At 65.0% G+C, this 25,994-nt stretch carries 24 protein-coding genes; 20 read left to right on the forward strand and 4 right to left on the reverse strand.

What is annotated here, in order from left to right; all coding sequences use genetic code 11:
- Entirely contained in the window at positions 1–786 is a 786-nt protein-coding gene (gene thiD, locus Q0Y42_RS05990) for a bifunctional hydroxymethylpyrimidine kinase/phosphomethylpyrimidine kinase (protein WP_297801220.1), read from the forward strand.
- Entirely contained in the window at positions 768–1,358 is a 591-nt protein-coding gene (locus tag Q0Y42_RS05995; RefSeq protein ID WP_297801222.1) for a nucleotidyltransferase family protein, read from the forward strand. The genes thiD and Q0Y42_RS05995 overlap by 19 nt, the downstream gene beginning before the upstream one ends.
- 101 nt (positions 1,359–1,459) lie before the next feature.
- On the opposite strand, the gene Q0Y42_RS06000 is transcribed toward Q0Y42_RS05995, so the two are convergent.
- Positions 1,460–1,840 (reverse strand): hypothetical protein, encoded by a 381-nt coding sequence (locus Q0Y42_RS06000; RefSeq protein ID WP_297801224.1) that lies wholly within the window; start codon positions 1,838–1,840, stop codon positions 1,460–1,462.
- Positions 1,841–2,151: 311 nt separating this feature from the next.
- Between Q0Y42_RS06000 and Q0Y42_RS06005 the strand changes: the two genes are divergently transcribed.
- The 15 genes from Q0Y42_RS06005 (at position 2,152) to Q0Y42_RS06075 (ending at position 18,538) form a co-directional block, all read left to right on the forward strand.
- The gene (locus Q0Y42_RS06005; RefSeq protein ID WP_297801226.1) at positions 2,152–2,511 is read left to right on the forward strand and encodes a hypothetical protein; all 360 of its coding nucleotides are present in this window, start codon (positions 2,152–2,154) and stop codon (positions 2,509–2,511) included.
- 27 nt (positions 2,512–2,538) lie between these two features.
- Entirely contained in the window at positions 2,539–3,219 is a 681-nt protein-coding gene (locus Q0Y42_RS06010) for a response regulator transcription factor (RefSeq protein ID WP_297801228.1), read from the forward strand.
- 5 nt (positions 3,220–3,224) lie between these two features.
- On the forward strand, positions 3,225–4,664 hold the full coding sequence (locus tag Q0Y42_RS06015) for a sensor histidine kinase (RefSeq protein ID WP_366108101.1): 1,440 nt from the start codon (positions 3,225–3,227) through the stop codon (positions 4,662–4,664).
- 83 nt (positions 4,665–4,747) lie between these two features.
- A complete protein-coding gene (locus Q0Y42_RS06020; RefSeq protein ID WP_297801230.1) occupies positions 4,748–6,088 on the forward strand; it encodes a hypothetical protein in 1,341 nt (446 codons plus the stop codon).
- Positions 6,089–6,124: 36 nt separating this feature from the next.
- Complete coding sequence (gene ccmI / locus Q0Y42_RS06025) at positions 6,125–6,952, forward strand: c-type cytochrome biogenesis protein CcmI (RefSeq protein WP_297801232.1); 828 nt, start codon at positions 6,125–6,127, stop codon at positions 6,950–6,952.
- Between the two features lie 63 nt (positions 6,953–7,015).
- Complete coding sequence (gene ccmE / locus Q0Y42_RS06030) at positions 7,016–7,495, forward strand: cytochrome c maturation protein CcmE (RefSeq protein WP_297801234.1); 480 nt, start codon at positions 7,016–7,018, stop codon at positions 7,493–7,495.
- A 4-nt stretch (positions 7,496–7,499) separates the two neighbouring features.
- Positions 7,500–9,491, forward strand: a complete 1,992-nt coding sequence (locus Q0Y42_RS06035) for a heme lyase CcmF/NrfE family subunit (protein ID WP_297801236.1) — start codon at positions 7,500–7,502, stop codon at positions 9,489–9,491.
- Entirely contained in the window at positions 9,488–10,018 is a 531-nt protein-coding gene (locus tag Q0Y42_RS06040) for a cytochrome c-type biogenesis protein (RefSeq protein WP_297801239.1), read from the forward strand. Before Q0Y42_RS06035 ends, Q0Y42_RS06040 begins: the two co-directional genes overlap by 4 nt.
- Positions 10,019–10,169: 151 nt before the next feature.
- A complete protein-coding gene (locus Q0Y42_RS06045) occupies positions 10,170–11,705 on the forward strand; it encodes a Do family serine endopeptidase (RefSeq protein ID WP_297801242.1) in 1,536 nt (511 codons plus the stop codon).
- Between the two features lie 104 nt (positions 11,706–11,809).
- A complete protein-coding gene (locus tag Q0Y42_RS06050; protein WP_297801245.1) occupies positions 11,810–12,481 on the forward strand; it encodes a response regulator transcription factor in 672 nt (223 codons plus the stop codon).
- A 9-nt stretch (positions 12,482–12,490) separates the two neighbouring features.
- Complete coding sequence (locus Q0Y42_RS06055) at positions 12,491–13,912, forward strand: HAMP domain-containing sensor histidine kinase (protein WP_297801248.1); 1,422 nt, start codon at positions 12,491–12,493, stop codon at positions 13,910–13,912.
- Positions 13,909–16,815: a bifunctional [glutamine synthetase] adenylyltransferase/[glutamine synthetase]-adenylyl-L-tyrosine phosphorylase gene (locus Q0Y42_RS06060; protein ID WP_297801250.1), complete on the forward strand. Its 2,907-nt coding sequence runs from the start codon at positions 13,909–13,911 to the stop codon at positions 16,813–16,815. The genes Q0Y42_RS06055 and Q0Y42_RS06060 overlap by 4 nt, the downstream gene beginning before the upstream one ends.
- A 217-nt stretch (positions 16,816–17,032) precedes the next feature.
- Positions 17,033–17,596, forward strand: a complete 564-nt coding sequence (locus tag Q0Y42_RS06065; RefSeq protein WP_297801253.1) for an RNA polymerase sigma factor — start codon at positions 17,033–17,035, stop codon at positions 17,594–17,596.
- A 7-nt stretch (positions 17,597–17,603) separates the two neighbouring features.
- On the forward strand, positions 17,604–18,047 hold the full coding sequence (locus tag Q0Y42_RS06070; RefSeq protein WP_297801256.1) for a hypothetical protein: 444 nt from the start codon (positions 17,604–17,606) through the stop codon (positions 18,045–18,047).
- Positions 18,047–18,538: a periplasmic heavy metal sensor gene (locus tag Q0Y42_RS06075; protein WP_297801259.1), complete on the forward strand. Its 492-nt coding sequence runs from the start codon at positions 18,047–18,049 to the stop codon at positions 18,536–18,538. The genes Q0Y42_RS06070 and Q0Y42_RS06075 overlap by 1 nt, the downstream gene beginning before the upstream one ends.
- Here the strand turns inward: Q0Y42_RS06075 and Q0Y42_RS06080 are convergent.
- The 3 genes from Q0Y42_RS06080 to Q0Y42_RS06090 all read right to left on the reverse strand — a co-directional run bounded on the left by Q0Y42_RS06080 (position 18,535) and on the right by Q0Y42_RS06090 (position 22,201).
- Positions 18,535–20,958: an ATP-binding protein gene (locus Q0Y42_RS06080; protein WP_297801262.1), complete on the reverse strand. Its 2,424-nt coding sequence runs from the start codon at positions 20,956–20,958 to the stop codon at positions 18,535–18,537. The genes Q0Y42_RS06075 and Q0Y42_RS06080 overlap by 4 nt on opposite strands.
- A gap of 95 nt (positions 20,959–21,053) precedes the next feature.
- Positions 21,054–21,674, reverse strand: coding sequence for a hypothetical protein (locus tag Q0Y42_RS06085; protein ID WP_297801264.1), 621 nt, complete (start codon positions 21,672–21,674; stop codon positions 21,054–21,056).
- A 116-nt stretch (positions 21,675–21,790) separates the two neighbouring features.
- A complete protein-coding gene (locus Q0Y42_RS06090; RefSeq protein ID WP_297801267.1) occupies positions 21,791–22,201 on the reverse strand; it encodes a CBS domain-containing protein in 411 nt (136 codons plus the stop codon).
- 169 nt (positions 22,202–22,370) lie between these two features.
- On the opposite strand from Q0Y42_RS06090, the gene Q0Y42_RS06095 reads away from it, so the two are divergent.
- From Q0Y42_RS06095 to Q0Y42_RS06105, 3 genes are all read left to right on the forward strand, one after another.
- Positions 22,371–24,215 (forward strand): monovalent cation:proton antiporter-2 (CPA2) family protein, encoded by a 1,845-nt coding sequence (locus tag Q0Y42_RS06095; RefSeq protein WP_297801269.1) that lies wholly within the window; start codon positions 22,371–22,373, stop codon positions 24,213–24,215.
- Between the two features lie 6 nt (positions 24,216–24,221).
- Positions 24,222–25,532, forward strand: a complete 1,311-nt coding sequence (locus tag Q0Y42_RS06100; RefSeq protein WP_297801271.1) for a nicotinate phosphoribosyltransferase — start codon at positions 24,222–24,224, stop codon at positions 25,530–25,532.
- Positions 25,533–25,618: 86 nt separating this feature from the next.
- Positions 25,619–25,990: an NADPH-dependent FMN reductase gene (locus Q0Y42_RS06105; protein WP_297801275.1), complete on the forward strand. Its 372-nt coding sequence runs from the start codon at positions 25,619–25,621 to the stop codon at positions 25,988–25,990.
- Positions 25,991–25,994: the final 4 nt, after the last annotated feature.

The raw sequence follows: 25,994 nt of genomic DNA on the forward strand, positions 1-25,994 counted from the left end.
ATGGGTAGGGTGTTGGTTATTGCCGGATCGGATTCCGGCGGTGGTGCGGGCATTCAGGCCGACATCAAGGCCATCACCATGCTGGGCGGTTTTGCGGCCACGGCGATCACGGCGGTGACGGTGCAGAACACGCTGGGCGTTCATGGCGTCCATCCGCTGCCACTGGATGTCATCACCGCACAGGCCCGTTGCGTTCTAGAAGACATCGGCACCGACGCGGTGAAAACCGGCATGCTGGGCACGGTCGATGTGGTGGAAACCGTCGCCGCCCTGCTGGACGAGGCCAAGGCTCCCGCGGTGGTCGATCCGGTGATGATCGCCAAGGGCGGCCATCCCCTTCTGCCCGATCTGGCGGTCGAGGCGGTCAAGTCCCTGATGGTGCCGCGTGCGGCGCTTCTGACGCCCAATGCCCCCGAGGCTGAAGCTCTGACGGGTCTGTCCATCACCGACGCCGACGGCCAGCGCCGCGCGGGCGAGATGCTGCTGGGCATGGGCGCCAAGGCCGTGCTGATGAAGGGCGGCCACGTCGAGGGCGATACCGTCATCGATATCCTGATGACCCCCGACGGCGAGACGGTTCTGGAAAGCGAGCGCGTCGATACCCGCCACACCCACGGCACCGGCTGTACCCTCGCCAGCGCCTGCTCGGCAGGCTTGGCCAAGGGGCTTCCGGTCCATATCGCGGTGGCTGAAGCCTGGGCCTATGTCGCCGAGGCCATCCGCCGCGCGCCGGGTCTTGGCGGGGGTCACGGCCCGCTGGACCACGCATGGCCGGTCCGCAAATGACCGAGGCCGAACGCGAGGCGCGTCTGGTCGAAATCCTGCGCGATAACGACACCCTGATGCAGGTGCTGCGGACGGTGCGCGATATCGGCCTGCCGGATTGGCGGCTGTTTTCCGGTTCGGTCTATCAGTCGGTGTGGAACGCGCAGACGGGGCGTCCGGCGGGGTTCGGCACCAAGGACTATGACATCGGCTATTTCGACCCCGACACCTCGTGGGATGCAGAGGATGTGTGGATCAAGCGCGTGGCCGCCGCTTTCGACGAACCGCTGAAGTCGCAGGTCGAGGTCCGCAATCAGGCCCGCGTCCACCTGTGGGCCCCGCAGAAGTTCGGCGAGGATTTCGCCCCCCTGCTGTGCACGGATGATGCGCCCGCGCGCTTTGTGGCACCGGCCTTTGCGGTGGGCGTGCGTCTGGAAGCCGATGACAGCATCAGCGTCCACTCCGCCTATGGTCTGGCCGATGTGTTCGACATGGTGATCCGCCCGACGCCCCGCCGTGGAAAGGCCAAGGGCTGGGACAAGATTATCGCCAAGCTGAAAGACCGCTGGCCCGAACTGACGGTCGCGGACTGATATAAGGAAAAGGGCGCGGCTCCTTAGGGAAGAGCCGCGCCCTTAAATCCGGCGCGAAGCTGGCGGGGCTTAGGGACCGCGCCGGACTTATGGTCTAGCCCTTAGCGACGACCCGGCTGCGGGCGGAACTGCGGGCGGCTTTCACGTTCCAGCTTTTGCTCGAAACGGTCCAGCTGACGGTCCAGAGCCTGACGCTCCTGACGGCTCAAGCCGTTACGCATCGAGGCGCGGGCCTGACGTTCGATTGCGGCCAGTTCTCGCTTGAAGTCACGGGCCTCGCGGGCCGTCAGACGGCGCTGGGCGGCGGCACGGTCAACGCGGCGTTCCAGCTCGATCTTGCGCTCGACAAAGCTGTTCAGGCTTTGGGCCGAGGCATGAGCAGGTCCGCGCGGCATCGGCTGGGCCGAAGCGGCGACCGGCATGGCCGTGGCAAACGAGGCCAGCGCCAGGGCGGGAACGATCATCATCTTCAACTTGCTCATCTGGATCTCCTTTCGAGCGTTACGCCTTGGAGGGTTTCGGGGAGGGAGGTCTCCTCGGCGTTGAAGACAGAAAAACACGCCGTGGCTGATCCGAAGCTGAACGGTGCCAGACAGGTTCCATTCATCTGGGACGGGCCAAATCGCCCCTGTCAGAGGCCCTGGCAGAGCTTGAACGCGCGCGCGATACGCGGGGTGGTCACCTACGGCTTCTGCCGCTAAAGTTTGCAGGCAGGGGATGAAAGCGTTGTGGTAAGATTACATAACGGTCACGTTCAGCCCCTGTTCAGAGGCGTGGGTTTAGAAAGATGCACATGATGATCTCTCGTGCCCTTCTTATGGCTGCCCTGATTGCCGTTGTTCCGGTTACGGACGCGGTCGCACAGTCGCGCGACCGTGGTCAGGGCCGCTACGAACAGAGCGACAACCGTCGCGGCGCTCCGCAACGTGATAGCCGTGGCGATGATCGCCGTGCGCCCGAACGTGGTGGTGATCGTGATGGTGGCCGCCGTGCCAACCCCGCTGACGTCGCCCGTCAGGTCCAGAACGGCCGTCCGGGTCGTATGCTGGGCATGCGCGAAAACGGTCGCGGCGACTACACTGTACGCTGGGAATATCCGGGTGGCCGTGTCGATGATATCGACGTCGACGGCCGTTCGGGTCGCCCCCGCTAATCCTCCCTTTTCAGGATAAATGACTTCATGCGTGTTCTGCTGGTTGAAGACGATGTCGACCTGTCTCGCCAACTCAAGGCAGCCCTGACCGACGCGGGCTATGCCGTAGATCACGCGCCGGACGGCGAGGAAGCCTGGTTCCTGGGCGATACCGAGCCGTACGATGTTGTCGTGCTGGACCTTGGCCTGCCCAAGATCGACGGCGTGTCCGTGCTGGAGCGCTGGCGCCGCGAGGGCAAGACCACGCCGGTGCTGATCCTGACGGCCCGTGCCGCATGGTCGGACAAGGTGGCGGGCTTTGATGCCGGTGCCGACGACTATCTGACCAAGCCCTTCCACACCGAGGAACTGCTGGCCCGCCTGCGCGCCCTGCTGCGTCGCTCGGCCGGTCACGCTACTTCGACCCTGTCGTGCGGTGGTCTTCGCCTCGATCCGCGCGCGGCCCGCGCCACGGTCAATGGCGAGCCGCTGCGCCTGACCTCGCTCGAATACCGCCTGCTGCACTATCTGATGATGCATCAGGGCCGCGTCATCAGCCGTACCGAACTGGTCGAGCATCTCTACGATCAGGACTTCGACCGCGATTCCAACACCATCGAGGTGTTCGTCGGCCGCCTGCGCAAGAAGATCGGTTCGGACCGTATCGAAACCGTTCGCGGCCTTGGCTATCGCCTGTCGCCGCTGGCCGGTGAAAGCGACGCGGGCTAAGGCCCGTGAGCGATACCGAAAACACACCCGCAAAACATACCGCGCGTCAGGCGTGGATGCGCCTGCGCCCTAGCCGATCCCTGACCCGTCGCCTGATCTGGCTGGCGGCGGGCTGGATCTGTCTGGCGCTGATCCTGACAGGTCTGGTGCTGACCTCGCTGTTTCAGGAATCGGCGCTTCGCCGTCTGGGCAGCACGCTGAATGACACCATTGATGAAGTGGTGGTGGCCGCGACCTTTACGCCCGAAGGGCACCTGTTCATCGGCGAAATCCGCGATGCGCGGACCGAACGCCTGTTGTCCGGCAAATATTGGATGGTGGCAGAGCCAACCGCCGATGGATCGCTGGAAGTGGTGGCGGGCTCCGAATCGCTGGGTGGGTCGCAGCTGACCTTTAGCCCCGACCTGCTGGATCGGCTGCAAGGTGCTTTTGGCCAGACGGTCAGCTACAGCACCGACGATGGCCCCAAGGGCGAGCCGCTGCGCATTGCCGCCAGCATCAAAACCCTGCCCGGTCGCGAGACGCCGATTGTCTTTTTCGCGGGCGTGGACCGGACCGACGTTGACGCCGATACCCGCCAGTTCGCGACGGTGACGTGGCTGGCCCTGCTGATGCTGGGGCTGGGTCTGGTGGCCGCCGTGTTCGTTCAGGTGCGCATCGGCCTGCGCCCGCTCTATGATCTCGACCGCGCCATTGCGGCGGTTCACCTTGGCCGCTCCAACCGCGTCGAGGGCAGCTATCCACGCGAAATCCAGCCTCTGGCCGATCAGGTCAATCTGCTGCTGGACCACTCGCAGGAAACGGTCGAGCGCCAGCGGACCCACGTCGGCAATCTGGCCCATGCGCTGAAAACGCCGCTGGCCGTCATGCTGGCCGAGGCTGGCACCAAGGAAGGCCCGCTTCAGGACATCGTGCGCCGTCAGGCACAGGTCATGCGCGATCAGGTCGAACACCACCTGCGCCGCGCCCGCGCTGCCGCCCGCGCCGCCCATGGGCTTGGTGAGAGCACCCCCGTCGAGGAGGTGCTGGACGAACTGGCCGTGATGATCGAGCGCGTGTTCGAGGAAAAGGGCGTCGAGATCGACTGGCGCGCGCCCGAGAGCCTTGCCTTCCGTGGCGAGCGTCAGGACCTGCAGGAAATCTTCGGCAATCTGATCGAGAATGCGGGCAAGTGGTGCAAGCGCCGCGTCCGCGTTCTGGCTGGCCCGTCGGTGCCCGGCCAGATGGTGGTGGTGGTCGAGGACGACGGCCCCGGCATCCCCGAGGAACAGCGCGACGCAGCCCTGAAACGCGGCACCCGCATGGACGAGGCCACGCCGGGGACGGGTCTTGGCCTGTCTATCGTGGATGAGCTGGTGCGTGCCTATGGCGGTCGCGTGACCTTGGGGGCCAGCGATCTTGGCGGCCTGAAGGTGGTGCTGGAACTGCCCTCGTCCGAAGGCTAGGTCTGGTGAGGCGGCGTTAACCGAGCTCACGGCACACTGCCGGACTTATTGCGCCACCCCCACAGGAGCCGACGGACCTCTTCATGGCGGAACTGAAATCCGCACACAGGGCTGCCCTGACCGAGGTAATCGCACGTTCTCCGGACCGCATCCTGTCACTGCTCGAAAGCGCAGTCGGGGAGATGTCGGGAGAACGGGCCGAAGCCGTGCGCGTCATGATCGCCGAAGAGATTCAGGATCGGGGCCGCCGAGACAAGGTGCTGCGCCCGCTTTTGGCCCTGTTCCGCGAGCGTCAGGACGGGATGGAGGGCTTTACGCTTCCGCCCACCTTGCTGCCCTTGTTGTGGACGGCGGCCAAGCGCAATGAGCCGGAGCTTCTGCCGCAACTGGATCGCGATGACGATCTGGCGCGGATGATTGCCGACCGTCTGACCAATACCGCCGCTGCCGCTGTCCGCGACCACGGGGCAAAGCTGTGGCCGGGCGGGACGGCGGAGCAACGCGCGCGGCTGGCGCGCATGCTGGATCTGGCGCCGACGGCCCGCACCACCTTGAGGCGGCTGGCCGACTGGCAGGGCAGGATGGGGGCCGAGGAAGCCGCCGAGATGAAGCTCGCCTTCCGTCAGGCCGCGGCCATCGGCGAGGACGGTCCCGACTGCCTGATGGAAATCTACTTCGCCCATCTGCGCGAAGGATTGCAGATACTGCGGCTGGCCTCGCATGCCGCGGCGCTGGAAACGCCGTCGCGCTTCCTGTCCCAAGGCCACTATGGTCTGTTCGTCGAGCGCGTTCTGGCGGCGCTGGTCACCAAGACCGAGGCAGTGGTCGGCTTTGATCTGGCCGAGGGGCCGTCGGGCGTCCTGAAATATCGCGACAACCTTCAATGGATCGCTGCCGCCCTGCAGGAATTCGAGATGGTGGTCTCGCCCCGTCCCGACAGTGTCTGGGCTCGGACCATCCGCCATCAGAAGCTGCGGCTGACCACAACTCTATCCGATCATTTCCGCAGGGCCGATGACGCTGTCGACGCCCTGTTGCCGCAGGAGAAATCGACCCTGGTCGGTCGCATGACCCGCGCCGTGCCCCATCTGACCGCACCCATGGACGACAAGGATGTCGAACAGGCCCGCCTTCTGGTCGGGATGATGTTCACTGCCCGTGGTCCTGCGGCGGTCATCGGCTGCGAGACGGAGCGGCGCCAAACCTCTGAAGGCTTGGTGGGGCGTATCTCCAACTGGTCCGGCGAGGCGCTGGATCGCCTGAACCGAAGTGCGCCCGATGACGGGGGGCAGATGGCGCGGCGCAGACTTCAGGTCATGGTCGATCTGTTGCAGCTGGCAGGGGCCAAGGAAGCGGCGCGTACCGTCCGCAGACGCCTGTCCGTGCTGGGTGCGTCACAGGGCGTCTCGCTTCGTCAGGCTTGATCCGCTACAGCGACAGCTATGATATTTTTTTGGATCATGACCGCTGTTTTGACAGCCGTGACCGGACTGCTGGTTCTGAGCGGTGCGCGTCGCGGTCTGAACCGTGTTCAGGTCGCTACAGAGACGCAGACAGACCGCCTGTCCGGTGCGCGTGAACTGGCCGAACTGGATCGGCTGAAGGCAGCGGGCCAGATGGACGAGGCATCGTGGACGGCCGCCCGCGCCGAGGCCGCGCGCCGCATCCTTGCCGCCCGCCGTGCCGATGTCGAACTCAAGACCGGCAGTCGTGACGGCTTTTGGGTGCTGGTCGGCGTGGGCGTGGCCGCGGCTCTAGCGCTTGTGATCTATGTCGTGATCGGTACGCCCGGCTATGGCGACCGTGCCTATAGCGACCGTGTCGCCGAATGGGCGGCCCAGCCCGACAGCCTGTCTCCCGATCAGGCCGCTGCCGTGCTGTCCGAGGTCGTGGCCAAAACGCCCGAGGATGTCCAAGCCCTGTCCATGCTGGGGGCGGCCCGTTTCGAGGCGGGTGATGCTCTGGGCGCGGCCTCGGCCTTCCGCAAGGCTCTGTCGATCCTGCCGGACAATGCCCAGAACTGGGCGCGTCTGGGGGAAAGTCTCGTGCGGGCCAGCGACAACCGTATCGGTCCCGATGCCGAAGCGGCCTTCGCACAGGCCCTGAAACTGGATGACAACCAGCTCGGTGCCCATTTCTTTATGGGGGATGCGGCGCTGGGCCGTGGCGATGTCGCGCAGGCCGAGCGTCACTGGAACCGTATTCTGGCGGCGCTTGATCCGGCGGACCCGCGCCGTGCCGAACTTCAGAAATCGCTCGCCGAGGCGCGGGCCAAGGCGGCCCGATGACGGGCCGCACTGTTTTCATTTCCTGTGCGGGCCAAAGTCCCGCCTCTTGCGTGTGTTGACGAGATGAGCTGGCTTCCAAAGTCACCCAAGGCCCGCCGACGTCTGTGGGTGGTCATTGCCGCCGCGCCCGTGCTGGCGCTGGCGGTCGGCCTGTCGCTGTGGGCGATGCGGGACAATGTCACCTATTTCTATTCGCCGTCCGAAGTGACCGTCGAAAAGGTGCCGGCGGGCCAGATGATCCGTCTGGGCGGGCTGGTCGAGGCGGGCAGTGTGGTCAAGTCGCCCGACGGATCGGTGCGCTTTACCGTGACTGACAATGCCGCCAGCGCGGTGGTGCATTTCAAAGGGGATCTGCCGGACCTGTTCCGCGAGGGGCAGGGCATTGTGGCACAGGGCCGCTATACGCCCGACCGCACCTTCGAGGCGACGCAGGTTCTGGCCAAGCACGACGAGACCTATATGCCGCGCGAAGTGGCCGACCGTCTGAAGGAAACCGGTGAGTGGCGACCGGAATCCGGCTCCTATACGCCGTCGGAGAAATAGTCGCGTGATCGTCGAGTTCGGCAGTTTTGCACTGATACTGGCCCTCGCGCTCAGCGTGCTGGGGGTGGGGCTGGCCTGTTGGGGGCGGATCGCCCGCAGCCCTGTCGCGGCGGGCGGGGCCTATGCGGCGCTGCTGGGTTCGGCCATCGCTATCGTCGTCGCCTTTGCGGCGCTGATCTGGGCCTATGTGACGTCCGACTTTTCGGTCGCCAATGTTGCGTTGAACAGCCATACCGACAAGCCGCTTCTCTATAAGGTGGCGGGCGCGTGGGGGAACCACGAAGGCTCGCTTCTGCTGTGGTGTCTGGTGATGACGGCCTTCGGCGCGGTGCTGGGCCTGTCACGCGGATTGCCGTTTGGCCTCAAGACCTCGGCGGTGACGGTGCAAGGGGCGCTGTCGGCCCTGTTTCTGGCCTTTGCGGCCTTTGCCTCCAACCCGTTTGTGCGTCTGGTTGAGCCTCCGGTTCAGGGCAATTCGCTCAATCCCCTGTTGCAGGATCCGGCGCTCGCCTTCCACCCGCCGCTGCTCTACGGCGGCTATGTCGGCTTTTCCGTCTGCTTCTCTCTGGCTGTCGCCGCGCTGATTGAAAAGCGCGTGGATCCGGCGTGGGGCCGTTGGGTGCGTCCGTGGGCGCTGGCCTCGTGGGCGCTACTGACGGTCGGTATCGGGCTGGGCAGTTTCTGGGCCTATTATGAGCTGGGCTGGGGCGGCTGGTGGTTCTGGGATCCGGTCGAGAACGCCTCCTTCCTGCCGTGGCTGGCGGGCGCGGCCCTGTTGCACAGTGCCATCGTGACCGAGCGGCGCGGGGCCTTGGCGGGCTGGACGGTGTTTCTGTCCATTCTGGCGTTCAGCTTCTCCATGCTGGGGGCCTTCCTTGTGCGCTCGGGTGTGCTGACGTCGGTTCATGCCTTTGCCGTCGATCCGGAACGCGGCCTGATGCTGCTGGCCATTCTGGGCGTAGCGTCGGGTTCGGCGCTGGCCCTGTTTGCGGTGCGCGCGCCGGCCATCCGTTCGATGGCGACCTTTGCCCCTGTCAGCCGCGAGGGCATGCTGGTCCTCAACAACCTGTTCCTGACGGCGGCGGCGGCGACCGTCCTTTTGGGCACCCTTTATCCGCTGGTGCTGGAAGCCGTGACGGGCGCGACCATTTCGGTTGGCCCTCCCTATTTCAACGCCGTGTTCGCGCCCCTGATGGCGGTCGCCTGCCTGTTGCTGCCCGCCGGACCGATGATGGCGTGGAAGCGCGGCGATGCGCGCGGGGCCTTCCAGCGTCTGCGCTTTGCCATTGTGCTGGCGGTGGTCGGGGCGGGCATTTCCTATCTGCTGTTCGATCCGAAAAAGGCACTGGCAGCAGCCGGTGTCGCCTTGGGCCTGTGGCTGATCTTTGGGGCACTGTTTGAACTGGGTGACCGTATCAAACTGGCCCGCGTCCCGTTTGGTGAAAGCCTGCGCCGTGGTCGCGGCCTGCCGCTCGGCGCATGGGGGATGGCGCTGGCCCATGCGGGTCTGGGCGTCTTTATCCTCGGGGCGGTGGTCGAAACCTCGTTCAAGGTCGAGGCCGCCAAGGCCCTGCCGCTGAATGGCGAGCTGTCGGCGGGGCCGTGGAAGGTCACCTTGCGCGATGTGAACATCATCGAAGGCCCCAACTATCTTGCCGAACAGGGCAGCCTCGCTGTCAGCGCCGTAAAGGAGAACCGTATCGAACGGACGGTAACGTCCGAGCGCCGCTTCTTCCCTGCAGGCGGTCAGACGACATCGGAAGTGGGCCTCGACTTCCGTGGTCTGGACGATGTCTATGTCGTCATGGGCGAGCGGACAGCCACGGATGCGGGCGAACCCGCGTGGATGGTGCGCCTGTACTGGAACCCGTGGGCGCGTCTGATCTTCCTTGGCCCGCTGTTGATGGCACTTGGTGGCCTGGTGTCGCTGCTGGATCGCCGTCTGCGCGTGGGGGCCGGTGCCGGTCATCGCCGCCGCAAGGAGGCCTCGGCATGAAGATGCGCGCTCTGGCTGCAATGTCTGCTGCTGGCCTCTTGGCCCTGTCTGCGGCTCCGGTGATCACCGCTTCCGCATGGGCCGAGCCTGCCGCCATCCCCGACAAGGCCCTGTCCGACCCCGCACAGGAAGCCCGCGCCCGCGCCCTGTTCGCCGACATCCGCTGCGTCGTCTGCCAGCACGAATCCATCGCCGACAGTCCGGCCTCCATCGCCGCCGACCTGAGGCGTCTGGTGCGCGAACAGATCGCTGCCGGAAAGAGCGACGAAGACATCCGCGCCGATCTGGTCCGCCGCTATGGCGACTATGTGCTGTTCACCCCGCCGTTCAGGGCGGGCACGCTGTTGCTGTGGCTGGGTCCGGTCGCACTGGTGGTTCTGGTCGGTGGTGTGCTGCTGGTCCGCAGTCGCCGTGCGGGAAAGGCCGCAGACGCACTGACCCCCGAGGAAGAAGCCGCTCTGGCCGAGTGGATCGCGGCTGGCGACAACGGCGCATCCCCCGCCCAATCTGACGACAAAGACATCTAGGGCCGTCCTTTCGCCCCAGTTGGGCCTTGGCTTTACCTTCGTCCGTACAGAACCATTGTTTTGAGGGCAGGCATTGGCTTTCGCGAATGCGCCCTATATCCGTTGGATGTGGAATCCGGTGGATTCCGAAACAGGACGACAAAGGACGACGATGCTGAAACGCAAGGAGTTCATTCTGGGGGCCGCTGTCGGCCTGACTTTCGCTGCTGCCGCAACGGCGGGCGGGGTCATCCAGTGGCCGGGAGCCGAGGCGGCACCGGCGTCAGCCTCACGGCTGGTGCCTTCTGCCGGCGCATCGGGCCTGGCGTTTGCGCCGCCGCAGGGCGCGCCGCTCAGCTTTGCCGATATCTTCGAACAGGTCTCGCCTGCCGTAGTCCAGATCGACGTCAAGACGCGGATCGAGCGCCGTCGCGCCATCCGCATTCCGGGCCTGCCTTTCCCGTTCGGCGATCCGCGTGAAGGCGGAGCTGACGCCGAGCCCGAAACCCAACTGGCACCGGGCACCGGCTCGGGCTTCTTTATCTCGGCTGACGGATTTATCGTCACCAACAATCACGTTGTCGCCAATGCCGAGGAAATCACCGTCAAACTCAGCGATGGCCGCAGCCTGAAGGCTTCGCTCGTGGGGCGTGACGAAGCGTCCGATCTGGCCGTGATCAAGGTTGAAGGCAGCGCCTTCCCGTTCGTGACCTTTGAGGAAACGTCCGAGCCGCGCGTGGGCGACTGGGTTATCTCGGTCGGTAACCCGTTCGGTCTGGGTGGCACGGCTACGGCCGGTATCGTGTCGGGCAAGTCGCGCGACATCGGCGGCGGTGTGGCCAACGACTTCCTGCAGATCGACTCGGCCATCAACCGTGGCAACTCGGGCGGTCCGACGTTTGACATCTATGGTCGCGTGATCGGCGTGAACACCGCCATCTTCACCCCGTCGGGCGGTTCGGTCGGTATCGGCTTTGCCATTCCGGCCAAGACGGCCAAGGAAATTACCGACCGCCTGATCCGTGGCGAGAAGATCGAGCGCGGCTACCTCGGCGTCCAGATCACCGATCTGAGCGCAGAGATGAAGGAGGCTCTGGGTCTTGATGCCGACACCAAGGGTGCCTTTGTGGCCCAGGTGACGGCGGGCTCGCCCGCGGCCGAAGGTGGCCTGCGCGAAGAGGACATTGTCGTCTCGATCAATGGCACGGCTGTGGATGGCAGCTCGGCCCTGACGCGCCGCGTGGCAGCGGCCAAGCCGGGTGACCGTCTGCGTCTGGAGGTCCTGCGTGAGGGCCGCAGTATTACGGTGGATGTCCGCTCGGGCCGTCGTCCCTCGGAAGAGGAACTGAACCGCGAGCTTGAGGGCGAAGGCCCGCAGGCCGAAGCCCCGTCGGCACCGTCGGGCACCGAGGTCGAGGGCATGACTGTCACCGCCCTGACGTCGGCGCTGCGGGACCGCTATGACCTGCCGTCCAACGTCAACGGCGTGGTGGTCACCTCGGTCGAGCCGGGCTCTGAAGCGGGCAAGATCGGTCTTCCGGCGGGCATCGTTATCCTGCGCGCCAACAACCGTCCGGTGACGACGGCACAAGAGTTCCGTGCCGCTGTTGATGCCGCCCGCAGCGCAGGCCGTCCGTCGGTCCTTCTGATGGTCCGCTATCAGGGCAGCAACCGCTCTCTGGTTCTGCCGCTGGCCAAACGCAACTAGGCGTCAATTGTGCCCGAAAGGGGATCAAACCTGACGAGGGATTAACTCGGGATTTCGGCGGTGATCTGTTAAGGTTGCCGCCGAAAGTCCGATTGGAGGGGTTCATGCGTATTCTGGTTGTCGAAGACGACGCCGAGGCAGCAACCGCAATGGTGCGCGGCCTTACCGAGGCCGGTCACGACGTCACCCATGCTGTGGATGGCGCATTCGGTCTGCTGGAGGCCCAAAAGGGCGGTTACGACGTCTATGTCGTCGACCGTATGATGCCGCGTCTGGACGGTATCGGCATGGTTGAGACCCTGCGCAAGGGCGGGGACCAGACGCCGGTTCTGTTCCTGTCGGCCCTTGGCGAGGTCGAGGACCGCGTGGTGGGCCTGAAGGCCGGTGCCGACGACTATCTGGTCAAACCCTACGCCTTTGCCGAGCTGATCGCCCGCGTCGAGGCCCTGTCGCGCCGCCGTGAGACGGGCGGTGTCCAGACCGTGCTCAAGGTCGGCGAGCTGGAAATGAACCTGATCGCCCGCACCGTGACCCGCGAAGGTCAGGACATCGACCTGCAACCGCGCGAGTTCCAGCTGCTGGAGTTCCTGATGCGCCACGCTGGCCAGTCGGTGACCCGCACCATGCTGCTGGAGAAGGTGTGGGAATACCACTTCGACCCCCAGACCAACGTCATCGACGTCCACATCAGCCGCCTGCGCTCGAAGATCGACAAGGGCTTTGACCGTGCCATGCTTCAGACCGTGCGCGGCGCGGGGTACCGGCTTGAGGCCTAAGGGCCTCCTATGCGGCTAAAGACACTTTTCCGGCGTACGCCATTCCGCCTGACGCTGCTGTTTCTGGCCCTGTTTGTGGGGATCGCCAGCGCGGTGATGGCCTATGTCTATATGGCATCGGCCGCAGAGGCGCGGGCGCGCGCGGAAGTCAGTGTCAGGGCCGAGGTTGAAACTCTGGTGGGCATCTATGGCGCGCGCGGCCTTGATGCCCTCAACCAGTCGCTGATCGACCGCACACTGCGCGGCGACAAATATCTGTATCGCCTGCGCGATGCCTCGGGCGAGGTGGTCACGGGCAATATCTCCGAACTGCCGCCCGGCGTGGACAGCGGCAATTGGGAAATCTTCCGCCTGACCGACACCGATCCCGAAGGGCGGGTCGAGCACCGCAAATCCATCGGCATCGATACGGCCCTGACCGGCGGCGAGCACCTGTTCGTCGGCGAGGACATCGGCGACATCGAAGCCTATCTGGATCGCCTGACACAGGCGCTGTGGATGGCGATGATCATCGTGCTGGCGCTGGGTATCGGCGGTGGTCTGCTGGTCAGCCGCCGTGTGGAAATGGCCATGGGACGGCTGAACCGCGTGGTGACGGCGGTTCAGGAAGGCGATCTGAAAAAGCGGGTCGCCGTTCGCAATTCCGGCGACGAACTGGACGAGCTTTCCATCGGCTTGAACACCATGCTGGACCGGCTGGAAGGCTCGATGGCGTCCATCCGCCATGCGGGCGATGCCATTGCCCACGACCTGCGCTCGCCGCTGACCCGTATGCGCGCCAAGCTGGAGGTCGCGCTGATCGACGCCGAGGCCGGTCGCATCTCGGGCGTCGATGCGCTGGAACTGGCGCTGGGCGAGGCGGACAGCCTGCTGAAAACCTTCAACACCGTTCTGGCCATCGCCCGCCTTCAGGCCGGTGGTGCGCCCGACCCGCGCGTGTTCGATGCGGCCTCTCTGGGCCGTGACATGGCTGAACTCTATGAGTTCGCCGGTGAGGAAAAGGACATCGAGTTTGCCTCGGAGATCGAGGACAATCTGATGGTCGAGGCCAACCAACCCTTCCTTGCACAGGCGCTGGCCAATCTGATCGATAACGCCATCAAATATACCCCCGCCGGTGGTGCGGTGATGTTCCGCGCCCGCCGCAAGTCCAATGGCGAGATCGAATATTCGGTCACCGACAACGGGCCGGGCATCCCCGAGGAAGACCGCGAGCGCGTGCTGCAACGCTTTGTGCGTCTGGACAGCAGCCGCACCGAGCCGGGGTCGGGCCTTGGCCTGTCGCTGGTTACCGCTGTGGCGGAGGCCCACGGTGGACGGATCGAATTGGCCGAGGGACCGGGGGCTTTTGATGGACGCGGGCCCGGACTTCGTGTTGCATTGGTGCTGCCTCCCGCACCTGAAAACGCCACATCTTCCGATAGCGAATGACTGAAACAGCCCTGCCCCTGATCGCCCGTATCGGCCCTTGCGGCCCCGTCAGCGATCAGGATGCCGCCGCCCGTCTGTATGAGCGACTGTCGGAATCGGCTGCCGAGGCAGGGTGGAAATCCGATCTGGATCAGGCGTGGGACGCGCTGGCTCCCGTCTTTGCGGCGTCCTCCTATCTGGGGGGGATTGCCCGCCGCTGGCCCGCGATGTTGCACCGTGTCCTGACCAGTGTGCCGGAAGAGCGGCTGGAACAGATACTGGCCGAAACCACCGCGCTGGAAGGCGGGCCGGACGAGGCCAAGTCTCCGCTGCGACTGTTAAAGGCCGAGCTTCACCTGCTGACGGCATTGTCCGATCTGGGCGGCGTGTGGGACCTTGATCAGGTCACCCGCGCCATCGCCCACTTTGCCGATGCGGCGGCGCAAGCGGCCCTGAAAGCCACGGCGGCCGACTGGCGCAGGCGCGGTAAGCTGACGTCGCAGCCGGATGATCCGCGCGGTCCTGTGCCGGGGCTATTTGTGCTGGCCATGGGCAAGGGCGGCGCGTTCGAGCTGAACTATTCGTCCGATATCGATCTCAGCCTCTTTTATGACCCCGAGGTGCTGGGCGCGGTTCTGGACGACAGCGTGGAAATCCAGAACTTCTGCAACCGTCTGGCCCAAGGTCTGGCGACCCTGCTGACCGAGCGGACGGGCGAGGGCTATGTCTTCCGCGTGGACCTGCGCCTGCGGCCCGACCCGTCATCGACGCCGCCTGTTGTCGCTGCGCCCATGGCTCTGGCCTATTACGAGAGCGTCGGACAGAACTGGGAACGCGCCGCCTTCATCAAGGCGCGGGTGTGCGCGGGCGATATCGCGGCGGGGCAAGATTTCCTGTCCCAGCTCAAGCCCTTTGTCTGGCGTCGCAGCCTCGACTATCAGGCCGTGCTGGACATCCAGTCGATCAAGAAACAGATCCACGCCTATAAGACGGGCGACGGTCTGGATGCGGCGGGGGCCAATTTGAAACTCGGTCGCGGCGGCATCCGCGAGATCGAATTCTATGTGCAGACCCAGCAACTGATCCTTGGCGGTCGTAATCCGGCGCTACAATCCTCGCGCACGCTGGAGGCGCTGGAGGCGCTGACCAAGGCGGGTCATGTGACGCCCGAGGCGTGCGATCAACTGAAAGCCGCCTATGGCATTCTGCGCGATCTGGAACACCGCGTTCAGATGCTGGAGGACGAGCAGACCCACGCCCTGCCCGAGGATGACACCCGACGCGCCAAGGTGGCGGCCCTCTATGGTCAGGATGATCTGGCCGAGTTCGACCGCTCGATCGAAAACCTTCTGGTCAGCGTCAACCGCATCTATGGCGAGCTGTTCGATGACGGCGAGCAGCTGTCATCGGACATGGGCAGTCTGGTGTTCACTGGCGTCGATAATGACCCCGGCACGCTGGAGACCCTGTCGCGCATGGGCTTCACCGAACCCGCCAGTGTTTCGGACACCATCCGAAACTGGCACCACGGCCACATTCCCGCGACCCGTTCGGCGCGGGGGCGCGAACTGTTCACCCGTCTGGCCCCGCGTCTGCTGGAAGCGGTGGCGGCGACGGGCGCACCCGATGCGGCGTTCCGGCGCTTTGCCACCTTCTTCTCGGGTCTGAAGGCAGGGGTGCAGGTACAGGCCCTGTTCCTGAACCAGCCGCACCTGTTCGAAATGGTGGTGGGCATCATGGCCTTTGCGCCGAGGCTGGCCCGCAGTCTGGGGCGACAGCCACAGGCGCTGGACGGTATTCTGGACGCCCGCTTCTTTGTGCCGCTGGGCGAGGATACGGGTGTCGCCGACCAGTTGGTGGCCGAAACCCGCGCTGCCGGCGATTTCGAGGAGGCGATGAATGCGGCCCGCCGCCTGCATCGCGAACAGGCCTTCCGCATCGGCATGAACATCATCACGGGGCGCACCTCGCCGGTACAGGCGGGCCTGACGACGACCTCGCTGGCCGATGCCTGTATTCGCGGTCTGGCCCCTGCGGCCCTGGCCGAGGCCGAGCGCATGGGCGGGCGTCTGGACGGGGGCGAGGTGGCCGTGGTGGCCCTTGGCAAGTCTGGCTCGCGCGAGATGACGGCGGGATCCGATCTGGACCTGATGACCATCTACATGGCCCCGTCCGATGCCATGAGCGCGACCAAGGGCTGGGGCGCGGAAACCTTCTATGGAAGGTTCACCCAGCGCCTGATCGCGGCCCTGTCCTCCCACACCGCCGAAGGGGCGTTGTACGAGGTCGATATGCGGCTGCGCCCGACAGGGTCAAAGGGACCGGTGTCGGTGCGGCTGAACACCTTCGTCGACTACTATGCCGAAGAGGCCGACACGTGGGAGTTCATGGCCCTGACACGCGCCCGCGTGGTCTGGGCGACCACGGACGCCTTTGCCCAAGAGGTCACTGCGACACTGGAACAGGTGCTGCGCCGTCCACGACCGGGCGTCGATATCGCTGCCGATGTCCGCAAGATGCGCGACCTGATGGATCGCGAGCGGCGCCCGAAAGGGTTCTGGGACAACAAACTGTCGGCAGGGGCGCAGGTCGATGCCGAGTTCGTGGCCCAATACCGCCAGTTGATGGGTGCACCGCACGGCAAGCCTCTGACTGTATCGACGCTGGAAGCGCTGGCCGATGATCCGGTGCTGCGCGAAAGCTGGCTGACCCACCAACAGCTGGGGCAGGTCATGGCCTGCGCCTTCGACGGTCGGGGCGATCCGGACGAGGAGCCGGCCGGCTTCCAGCAGCGACTGGCCATGGCCGCGGGCCAGCCGGACTATGATGCGCTGAAAGCCCATCTGATTGATCTGCGCCGTCGGGCGCGTGAAGCCTTCGAGGCTGTTCTGCCGCCGGTGACCGACGCCACCTCCGAACATTGATGTCTGCCGCGCGACGGAAAACCGTGACTGTCGCGTTTAATCCGTCGTTCTCGCTATCGACGGGTGGATCACATGCAGACGTCAGGAAGATGGAGGTCCGTGCGCAATGCGCCGTCGCGGTCTCTTGGCGTATGCGTCGATGTGCGGCAAAGGAGGGCGGACTCCCCCGTGGTCCATCCGGTCTGGCTGGTCTCCACATCTGCGGCAAGAGGTAGCCTTGGCACGGATCGACGATCCCGACGAAGACTTGCTATGCCGCGTCGCGCAGGGCGACCCAGCGGCCATCCAGTCCATGGTATCGCGCAAGCTTCCGCGATTGCTGACCTTGGCGACGCGCATGCTGTCCGATGCGGTCGAGGCCGAGGATGTGGCGCAGGAAGCCATGCTGCGGGTCTGGAAACAGGCCCCGCGATGGAAGCCCGGAGAGGCCAGGTTCGACACCTGGCTGCATCGTGTGGCGATGAACCTCTGCTACGATCGTTTGCGCCGTCGCCGCGAGACGCTGATGGACACCGTGCCGGAAACGGTGGACGAGGGGCCCGCACCGGATCGGGGATTGCTGGCTGCAGAGACGGGGGCACGGGTTCAGGCCTGTCTGATGCGCTTGCCGGATCGGCAGCGCGAGGCCATCGTCCTGTGTCACTATCAGGAACTGGGAAATATAGAGGCCGCCCGCATCATGGATGTCAGCGTGGAAGCCTTGGAAAGCCTGCTGTCGCGGGCCCGTCGCAGCTTGCGGGCATCACTGGCCGATATGGCTCCGATGCGTCGTGGAGGGTAATGTCAGCATGACCCCTGACCGTTTTTCTTATCTGTTGGACGCCTATGGAGCCGACTTTGCCCGCTGGCCGCAGGCCGAGCGCGATGCGGCGCGTCTGGCGCGGGATGCCGATCCGGCCATCAAGGTCCTTTGGGATGAGGCGCAGGCGTTTGACGACCTGATCGCCCTGCCGCGCGTTGCGCCCGACGCCGATCTGCGCGAGCGCGTGATTGCCATGGCCGCCACCGCAGGCCTTCGTCCGCGCGCGCCGCTCAATCGCTGGTTCTCCCTGTGGTCGGGGGCGGGCATTGCCGCAACCGGCGTGGCGGGCGCTTTGCTGGGTGTCGTCTTGGCCAATCACCTCAACGCACCGATGCGCGCCGAGACCGTCCTTTATCAGGCCAGCCTGCAGGCCACCGACGATGTCGATGTGCTGGGCATGGATGTCGCCTCGCTGGAGGATATGCACTGATGCGGCGGATGAAATTTGCCTTGGCGGCTTCGGTCGCGCTCAACGTCTTTCTGGTCGCGGGCGGCGTGGCTTTGTGGCTGAGCGTGCAGGAAGGCCGCAAGGCCGAACAGCAGCACAAGCTGTCCCGATCCGAAATGGTCATGGAGCTGGTGAGTACCCGTTCGCCCGCCGTGGCCGAACCGATCAAGGCACGTCTTCGCGAGATCGCACTGGCCGCGCGTCCTGATTTTCAGGAAGCCCGCAAGGCGCGTCTGGCTGCCATCGAGCAAACCGAATCCGATCAATTTGACGCTGCCGAGGTTGCGGGCCTGCTGGAGCAGTCGCGCGCTTCGGAAATGCGCGGTCGTGCACGTCTGGAAGCGGGGGCGGTAGCCGTTCTGGCCGATCAGGCCCCAGAGGATCGCAAGGCCCTGGCGCGCATCCTGTCACGGCACCATCCCCATGCCCCGTTGCAGCGGACGCCTTCACAAGGCCAAGCCAAGGCGGATTAAGCGGTCTGGTGAGACCGGACGGGTCGGGTTTGCATCTCGTCGTGGCGGATCGCGGGTTGGGCTTTCTGACCCTGGACCTGCTGTGGCCTTGCGGGCAGGTCGAACCAGACGGTGGTGCCGGTACCGATTTCGCTGTCGATGACCATCTGGCCGCCGTGCATCTCGATCAGTGACTTGGTCAGCGCCAGACCCAGACCCGTTCCTTGGGTGGTTTTGGCGTGCTGGTTCTCGACCTGAACGAAGGGCTGGGCGAGGCGGGCGATATCCTCTTGGGAAATGCCTATGCCGGTGTCACTCACGGCGATGCGGATATGGCCCGGACGGTCGGTCAGGGGCTTCATCTCCACCGTCACCCGCCCGTTGCGCGGGGTAAATTTGATGGCATTGGAGACAAGGTTCAGCAACACCTGTTTCATGCCCCGCAGGTCCACCTCTGCCTCCAACAGATCGGGCGTTTCCAGCGTCAGGACCTGACCGGCCTCTTCGGCGCGGCCCCGCATCAGGCGCAGAACATCGCGCCCCAGAGCACCAAGGTCGATCCGCTCGTAATAGAGGTGCAGCTTGCCCGCCTCGATCTTGGCCATGTCGAGGATGTCATTGATCAGGCTCAGCAAATGCTTGCCCGAGTTATGGATGTCCGAGGCATAGCCACGATAGCGGCTGTCACCCAAGGGGCCGAACATCTCCTTGGCCATGATTTCCGAGAAGCCGTTGATGGCATTCAGCGGGGTCCGCAGTTCATGGCTCATATTGGCCAGAAACTCGGACTTGGACTGGCTGGCGGCCTCGGCACGGATCATGGCCGCCTCATATTGTTGGGCGAGGGTGGTCAGGCGGCTGCGGCTGGCCTCCAGTTCATCGACCGTGCGTTGCAGCTCCTCGGCGGCCTTGCGGCGCTCGCTCTCTTGCTGGCGGATCAGGGTGACGTCGGCCCCGATCACCACCGTCCCACCATCGCCCGTGTAGCGCTCCGTCAGCTGCAGCCAGCGTCCGTCGAGCAACTCCACCTCGCGCACGCCGGCGCGGCGTGCCTCGGCACGGTGTTCGGACCGGATGGCCTTGGCGGCAATACGGTTCAGTTCGCTCTTGTGCGCCCCGCGATAAAGCGCGGTCGGCGGGAAGTGGAAGGTGTCGGCAAAGGCCTGGTTCCACATCACCAACAGCCCCTGTCGGTCGAACAGGACAAAGGCGTCCGACACGCTCTGGATGCCGTCGATCAGGCGGTCCTCGGCGGCCTGGGCACGGGCCTTGGCGCGGCGGGCCTCGGTGATGTCGATGGCGATGCCCATGAAATGCAGCGCCTCGCCATTGATGGGCAAGCTGCGCGATCGGCCCCGCGCATCGAGCCAGATCACATCGCCGTCGGGCGAGGGAACAGGGAAGGCGGCCTCGAACTGTCCGGTGGTGCGGGCGCGGGCGATGGCCCCTGCGAACTCGTCCCGGAACAGCGGATGCACGCGGTCGATCATCGCCTCGGTCGTCAGGACCGTACCTGCGGCCAGGTCCAGCATCTTGGCCATATAGTCCGACAGGATGATCCGGCCCGCTTCCAGATCCCATTCCCAGACCCCGCAACGCGCGGCCTCGACCGCGATGCGGAAACGGCGCTCGGTGTCGGCCCATTCGCGCGTAGCCCGATCCTGCCGGAAGGTCCGCAGCGCCAGATAGATCATCAGCGCCAGACCCAGCGCCAGCGGGATTAGCATCAGTCGGGCATCATCGCGCCAACGCACCCACAAGGCGCGCGCGGGACGATCTGCCACCACCGCCAGCGGGCTGTCCCCCACGCGCACGGCAAGGGTGACGCGGCTCTGCCCTTGCGGATCGGGCAGGACCACATGCCGGTCATGGTCGAACAGGGTGTCCGGAAGCTGGCGGGCCTGACGCAGGTCCAGCCGGACCGAAGGGTCACTGGGCACAAGTTCAGGGGCGGGCAGGGCCGCGGCGATGATCTGGCGGTTGGCGCGGGGGCGGGCCAGATTGATCTTGCCCTCGGCAAGGGTGATGCCGTTGGTGGTGGATGCGCCGCCCGCATGGACGGCTAACGGATTTCCGCTGGGGCTGGCCAGAACCAGCACGGCGTCGGGGGCTTCTTTAGCCGCGGCCTCCAGCGCGCTCAGCGTCTTGTCGCCCGCGCCCGACAGTTCGGCGTCGGCGCGGTCCAGCACACGCTCTAATTGGTTGAGTTTGTATCCGACCTGTTCGGCATAGAGCCGTGCTTCCAGCGCCAGGGCTTGACGGTTGCTGGCCTCGATCTCGCGTTCGGGTCTGGATCGGTCCCGCGCCACCAGCAGTAACGCCATGGCGAGGATCATCAGGGCTGTCAGAAACAGGGCGCGTTCATGGGGGCGTCCCCACAGACCCGGGTGGTCCGTGGAACGGCGTCCCCGACTGTCCTTGCGCCGCTCTGTTCCCCGCACGACGAAGGCTCCCTCCCCCAGACCTGCTAGGGAAACAACCTAGGCTGTTTCGCGTAACGCTGTCGAGAGCTTCGCCCTATCGAAGATAACGGGGGTCAGGCGACGCGTTCGTCTAGTTTCACCACGGCAGAGGGCGTCGCATCGGCGGGCTCGGCCAGCTGCGGGCGCTCGGTCGGCAGGGCACGGCGTTGCGGCATGGGCTGGCTGTGGATGCGGCGCAGGATAGCCTTGGCGGCATCGGCCAGACGGCGCGCTTCGGGCGGGGCATCGCCCGGGGCCTCGTCCACGCTGTCGATCAGTTGGGACAGGACGGACAGCATTTCCGGCGCAGCGGCGATAATGCGGGCCTGTTCCTCGATACGTTCGGGCATGCGGTCGTATTCGGCACCCGGAACGCGCCAGCCGCCCCAGTCGGCCTCGTCGGTCACGACGACCGGATAGCTGCCGGGGAAGGGGTGGTGGGCACAGTCGTTCTGGTCCTGCCACTTGTTGCGGGCGCGCAGGACACGCCAATTCCCCAGACCCGAGGATGTCGCGCTTTCAGGCAGCTGCAGTTCGTGGCCCTGGAACTCGCGGCCCAGTCCGACCTCATAGGTCACGCGGACCGGCTCGTCGAAGCCCTTGGCCCACACCGGAATGACCCGTTCGATCTCGGCCCACAGGCCGACAGCCTCGACCCAGACCTTCTGACCTTTTTGAAACTGTGCGCGTGCCATAACCAGCCCCTTCACTCGGGCAGAAACCTAAACGAAAGCCGTTAGCAGGCTCTTGGTAGAAATGGTTACTGCCAAGGTTTGGGGCTGGCTAGATTAAAACGCGGTTATTCAAAGCTTTAGCTTTGGGAAATGCTCTCCAGCGCCTCGCCGGCATAGCGTTCCTTAACCTTGACCGACAGGTCGCCCAGAGACACCACGCCCACAAGGCGGGTATTCTTGTCGACGACAGGCAGGCGGCGGATACGCGCACGGCTCATCAGGTCGAGAGCGATCTTCAGGTCATCGCTGTCCAGCACGGTGATGGCGTCGCGTGACAGGAACTCGCTGACGGGGCTGGACGGACCCGCCCCCTTGGAGACGGCGCGGACGGTGATGTCGCGGTCGGTGATGGTGCCGATCAGGCGGTCACCCTCGACGACCGGCATAAAGCCGAAATCGCCGGTGGCCATGCGTTCGGCAACCTGTTGAAGCGTATCGTCTGGGCGGGCGATATCGACGTCGCGGCTCATGAGGTCTTTGATCTTCACAGGCCATCTCCTTGGGATCGATGAAATCAGGGACCTGATGAAAGCGCCGGATTACAAGGTTCGGTTCCTGACGGGCGCGGTGGGGTGAAACAAATCCGCGTGCGCGCGGTTGTAAGGCTGGCGGTTGTGTGGGCGACTGTCTTTCAACCACGATAGGGGCAGGGCGTAGATGGCCACCGAGGCAGCATCGTTTGGACTGGGGCACGTTGCGGCTCTGCTTGGGGCGGGCGTCGTCGCCGTGTCGGTGGCCCGCAAGGTCGGGCTGGGCGCGGTGCTGGGCTATCTTCTGGCGGGCGTGGCTCTCGGGCCGTTCGGGCTGGGGTTGGTGAAAGAGCCCGAGACCATCCTGCATGTGGCCGAATTCGGGGTCGTCATCTTCCTGTTCATTATCGGGCTGGAGATGCGGCCATCACGGCTGTGGGCGATGAAGGGCGAGATATTCGGCCTAGGCACCGCGCAGGTGGTGCTGAGCGGACTGGTTCTCACCGGCATTGCCTATGCGGCGGGCGTGTCCCTGCCGGTCGCCTTTGTGGGGGCGATGGGCTTTGTCATGTCCTCCACCGCCGTGATCATGCAGATGCTGGAAGAGCGAGGACAGATGGCCAGCGCGGGTGGGCGCCGTGCCGTCTCCATCCTTCTGTTTGAGGACTTGGCCATTGTGCCGCTGCTGGCCATTGTCGCCCTGATCGGCGCGCATATGGCCCCTGTCGAGACGTCCGGCCCGCCTATGTGGATGACGGCGGGGCTGGCCATTCTGGCAGTGGCGCTGGTGCTGGTGGCGGGGCGCTATCTGGTCAATCCGTTCTTTGGCTTCCTCGCCCGCAATGGCGGGCGCGAGGTGATGACGGCGGCGGCGCTGCTGGTCGTGACGGGCACGGCATGGCTGCTGAATGCGGTGGGCCTGTCGATGGCCATGGGCGCGTTCCTGGCCGGTGTCCTGCTCTCCAACTCGACCTTCCGCCATCAGCTTGAAGCCGATGTCGAGCCATTCAGGGCCATTCTGCTGGGGCTATTCTTCCTGTCCGTCGGTATGGCGCTGGACCTGTCGGTTATTGCTACAGACTGGAAGATCGTGCTGGCGGGCCTTGCGGCCTTCATGATCGCCAAGGCGGCGGTGATCTATATTGTGGGGCGGGTATTCCGCGCCTCCCACCGCGAGGCGATCGAGCGCGCGGCCCTGTTCGCACAGGGGGGCGAGTTCGCCTTCGTCCTCTATAGCGCTGCCGTCACGGCAGGCGTTCTGGACGGTCAGGCCAGTGCCGCCCTGTCGGCCATTGTCATCCTGTCCATGGCCCTGACGCCGCTGACCACACTGGCCATCAGCCGCCTCCTGCCCAAGGAGACCGGCGTCCGCTTCGAGGATGCCGATGATGTCGAGGCGGCCAAGGATCTTGTGGGCCGTGTTCTGGTGATCGGTTTTGGCCGCTTTGCACAGGTCGCCTCGCAGCCGCTGCTGGCGCAGGGGGTCGATGTCTCGATCATCGAAAAAGACATCGAGATGATTCAGGCCGCCGCCAATTTCGGCTTCAAGGTCTATTACGGCGACGGCACGCGACTGGACACCTTGCGGGCCTCGGGTCTGGAAAAGGCCGAGGCGGTCCTGATCTGCGTCGATGATCAGGAGGCGGCGGACCGGATCGTCGAACTGGTCCACCACGAATTCCCCGGCACCAAGATATTCGCCCGCGCCTATGACCGCGGTGCGACCCTGCGCCTGCTACAGGCGGGGGTCGATTTCCAGATCCGCGAGACGTTTGAATCCGCGCTGGTGTTCGGTGGTGCGGTCCTGCGCGAACTGGGCACGCCCGATGTCGAGATCGAGGAGGTGCTGGAGGATGTCCGTACCCGTGACGCCCAGCGCGTCGATCTGGAACTGGTCGGCGGACTGGATGCGGGCCGCGCCATGATCCGCGGGAACATGACAACGCCCAAGCCTTCGCCCTATATCAAGCCGGAAAAGGAAGGGCAGGTCTTCACCGTTGATCCTGCTGTCTCCCAAGGTCCGGAAAGCTGATACCCCATGGTCAATGTCGATCTCGCCAAGCGTGCCTATGATCATAGCTGGCGACTGGACCCGATAGTTCGCAGCCTGTTGGACACAGACTTCTACAAGCTGCTGATGCTGCAGTTGATCTGGCGGCGGTTCCGCGATGTGCCGGTGACCTTTACCGTCATCAACCGCACCAAGACCGTGCGTCTGGTGGATGAGATCGACGAGGCGGAACTGCGCGCCCATCTGGATCACGCCCGCACCCTGCGGTTCACCAACAAGGAGCTGATCTGGCTGGGCGGTAACACCTTCTACGGGGTGAAGCAGATTTTCACGCCGGACTTTCTGGCGTGGCTGGCGACATATCAACTGCCGGAATACGACCTGAAAAAGGGCGAGGACGGCCAGTTCCTGCTGACTTTCAGCGGGACGTGGGCCGATGTGACGCTGTGGGAAATCCCCTCCCTGTCGATCATCAACGAGCTTCGCGCCCGTAAGGCCCTGCGCCGTATGGGGCGGTTCGAGCTGGATATCCTCTATTCCCGTGCCAAGACCAAGCTGTGGGAGAAGATCGAGCGCCTGCGTAAACTGGACGGCTTGGTGATCTCGGATTTCGGCACCCGCCGCCGCCACGGCTTCCTGTGGCAGGACTGGTGCGTGGCCGCGATGAAGGCGGGGTTGGGCAATTCGTTTATCGGCACCTCCAACGTCCTTCTGGCCATGAATAACGACATGGAGGCCATCGGCACCAACGGCCATGAACTGCCGATGGTGGTCGCGGCCATGGCGGGCGAGGATGACGACGCCCTGCGCGCCGCGCCCTATCGGGTGCTGGAGGAATGGCGTCAGACCTATGACGGCAATCTGCTGATCGTCCTGCCCGACGCCTTTGGCACCAAGGCGTTTCTGGATGACGCGCCCGACTGGTTGGCCGACTGGAAGGGCTTCCGCCCCGACAGCGCTCCGCCCATCGAAGGCGGCGAGATCATCATGGACTGGTGGAAGTCCAAGGGTGTCGATCCAAAGGACCGCCTGCTGGTGCTGGCCGACGGGCTGGATGTCGATACGATCGAAGAGGCTCACAACCATTTCAAAGGCCGCGTCCGCACAAGCTTTGGCTGGGGCACCAATCTGACCAATGACTTCCGCGACTGTGCGCCGATAGAGGCCCCCGAACTGACGCCCATCTCTCTGGTGTGCAAGGTGACGGCGGCGGCGGGCCGTCCGGCGGTCAAGCTGTCGGACAACCGCGCCAAGGCCACCGGCGATGCCGACGAGGTCGCCCGCTATCAGCGCGTGTTCGGCGAGGTCGGCCGCGACCAGCGCGACGTGCGGGTTTAAGGCCCCGCTCACAGCAAACTCAGGAACAGGCCCGTGCGGCGGGCATTGATGGGGGTGACCTTCAACGCGAACGGAGCCCCCGTCCCATGTCCGCACTCAAGATCGGCGTCATCGTCGGCAGCCTGTCCAAGGCGTCCATCAACCGCAAACTGGCCGAGGCCCTGAAGGGGCTGGCCCCCGATGGCGTGTCGTTTGAAGACATCAGCATCGACCTGCCGCTCTATTCGGCGGACTATGACGCCGACTATCCGCCCGCAGGCAAGGCGCTGAAAGCGGCGGTCGAAGGGGCCGATGCCATCCTGATCGTGACGCCGGAATATAACCGCTCCATCCCCGGTGGTCTGAAGAATGCGCTGGACTGGGCCAGCCGCCCGTGGGGCAACAGATCAAGCCTGGCCAGTGCCACGCCGAAGATCGGAACAGCTAAGGGGACACGTAGGGCTTCGGTCGCACAATAGGGCA

The organism is uncultured Brevundimonas sp., assembly GCF_947305955.1.
Classification (GTDB): Bacteria; Pseudomonadota; Alphaproteobacteria; order Caulobacterales; family Caulobacteraceae; genus Brevundimonas.

Bases quoted from the DNA above. Each gene is read 5' to 3' on its own strand.
- thiD (WP_297801220.1), top strand. From the start codon at position 1: ATGGGTAGGGTGTTGGTTATTGCCGGATCGGATTCCGGCGGTGGTGCG.
- Q0Y42_RS05995 (WP_297801222.1), top strand. From the start codon at position 768: ATGGCCGGTCCGCAAATGACCGAGGCCGAACGCGAGGCGCGTCTGGTC.
- Q0Y42_RS06000 (WP_297801224.1), bottom strand. From the start codon at position 1,840: ATGAGCAAGTTGAAGATGATGATCGTTCCCGCCCTGGCGCTGGCCTCG.
- Q0Y42_RS06005 (WP_297801226.1), top strand. From the start codon at position 2,152: ATGATGATCTCTCGTGCCCTTCTTATGGCTGCCCTGATTGCCGTTGTT.
- Q0Y42_RS06010 (WP_297801228.1), top strand. From the start codon at position 2,539: ATGCGTGTTCTGCTGGTTGAAGACGATGTCGACCTGTCTCGCCAACTC.
- Q0Y42_RS06020 (WP_297801230.1), top strand. From the start codon at position 4,748: ATGGCGGAACTGAAATCCGCACACAGGGCTGCCCTGACCGAGGTAATC.
- ccmI (WP_297801232.1), top strand. From the start codon at position 6,125: ATGACCGCTGTTTTGACAGCCGTGACCGGACTGCTGGTTCTGAGCGGT.
- ccmE (WP_297801234.1), top strand. From the start codon at position 7,016: ATGAGCTGGCTTCCAAAGTCACCCAAGGCCCGCCGACGTCTGTGGGTG.
- Q0Y42_RS06040 (WP_297801239.1), top strand. From the start codon at position 9,488: ATGAAGATGCGCGCTCTGGCTGCAATGTCTGCTGCTGGCCTCTTGGCC.
- Q0Y42_RS06045 (WP_297801242.1), top strand. From the start codon at position 10,170: ATGCTGAAACGCAAGGAGTTCATTCTGGGGGCCGCTGTCGGCCTGACT.
- Q0Y42_RS06050 (WP_297801245.1), top strand. From the start codon at position 11,810: ATGCGTATTCTGGTTGTCGAAGACGACGCCGAGGCAGCAACCGCAATG.
- Q0Y42_RS06055 (WP_297801248.1), top strand. From the start codon at position 12,491: ATGCGGCTAAAGACACTTTTCCGGCGTACGCCATTCCGCCTGACGCTG.
- Q0Y42_RS06060 (WP_297801250.1), top strand. From the start codon at position 13,909: ATGACTGAAACAGCCCTGCCCCTGATCGCCCGTATCGGCCCTTGCGGC.
- Q0Y42_RS06070 (WP_297801256.1), top strand. From the start codon at position 17,604: ATGACCCCTGACCGTTTTTCTTATCTGTTGGACGCCTATGGAGCCGAC.
- Q0Y42_RS06075 (WP_297801259.1), top strand. From the start codon at position 18,047: ATGCGGCGGATGAAATTTGCCTTGGCGGCTTCGGTCGCGCTCAACGTC.
- Q0Y42_RS06085 (WP_297801264.1), bottom strand. From the start codon at position 21,674: ATGGCACGCGCACAGTTTCAAAAAGGTCAGAAGGTCTGGGTCGAGGCT.
- Q0Y42_RS06095 (WP_297801269.1), top strand. From the start codon at position 22,371: ATGGCCACCGAGGCAGCATCGTTTGGACTGGGGCACGTTGCGGCTCTG.
- Q0Y42_RS06100 (WP_297801271.1), top strand. From the start codon at position 24,222: ATGGTCAATGTCGATCTCGCCAAGCGTGCCTATGATCATAGCTGGCGA.
- Q0Y42_RS06105 (WP_297801275.1), top strand. From the start codon at position 25,619: ATGTCCGCACTCAAGATCGGCGTCATCGTCGGCAGCCTGTCCAAGGCG.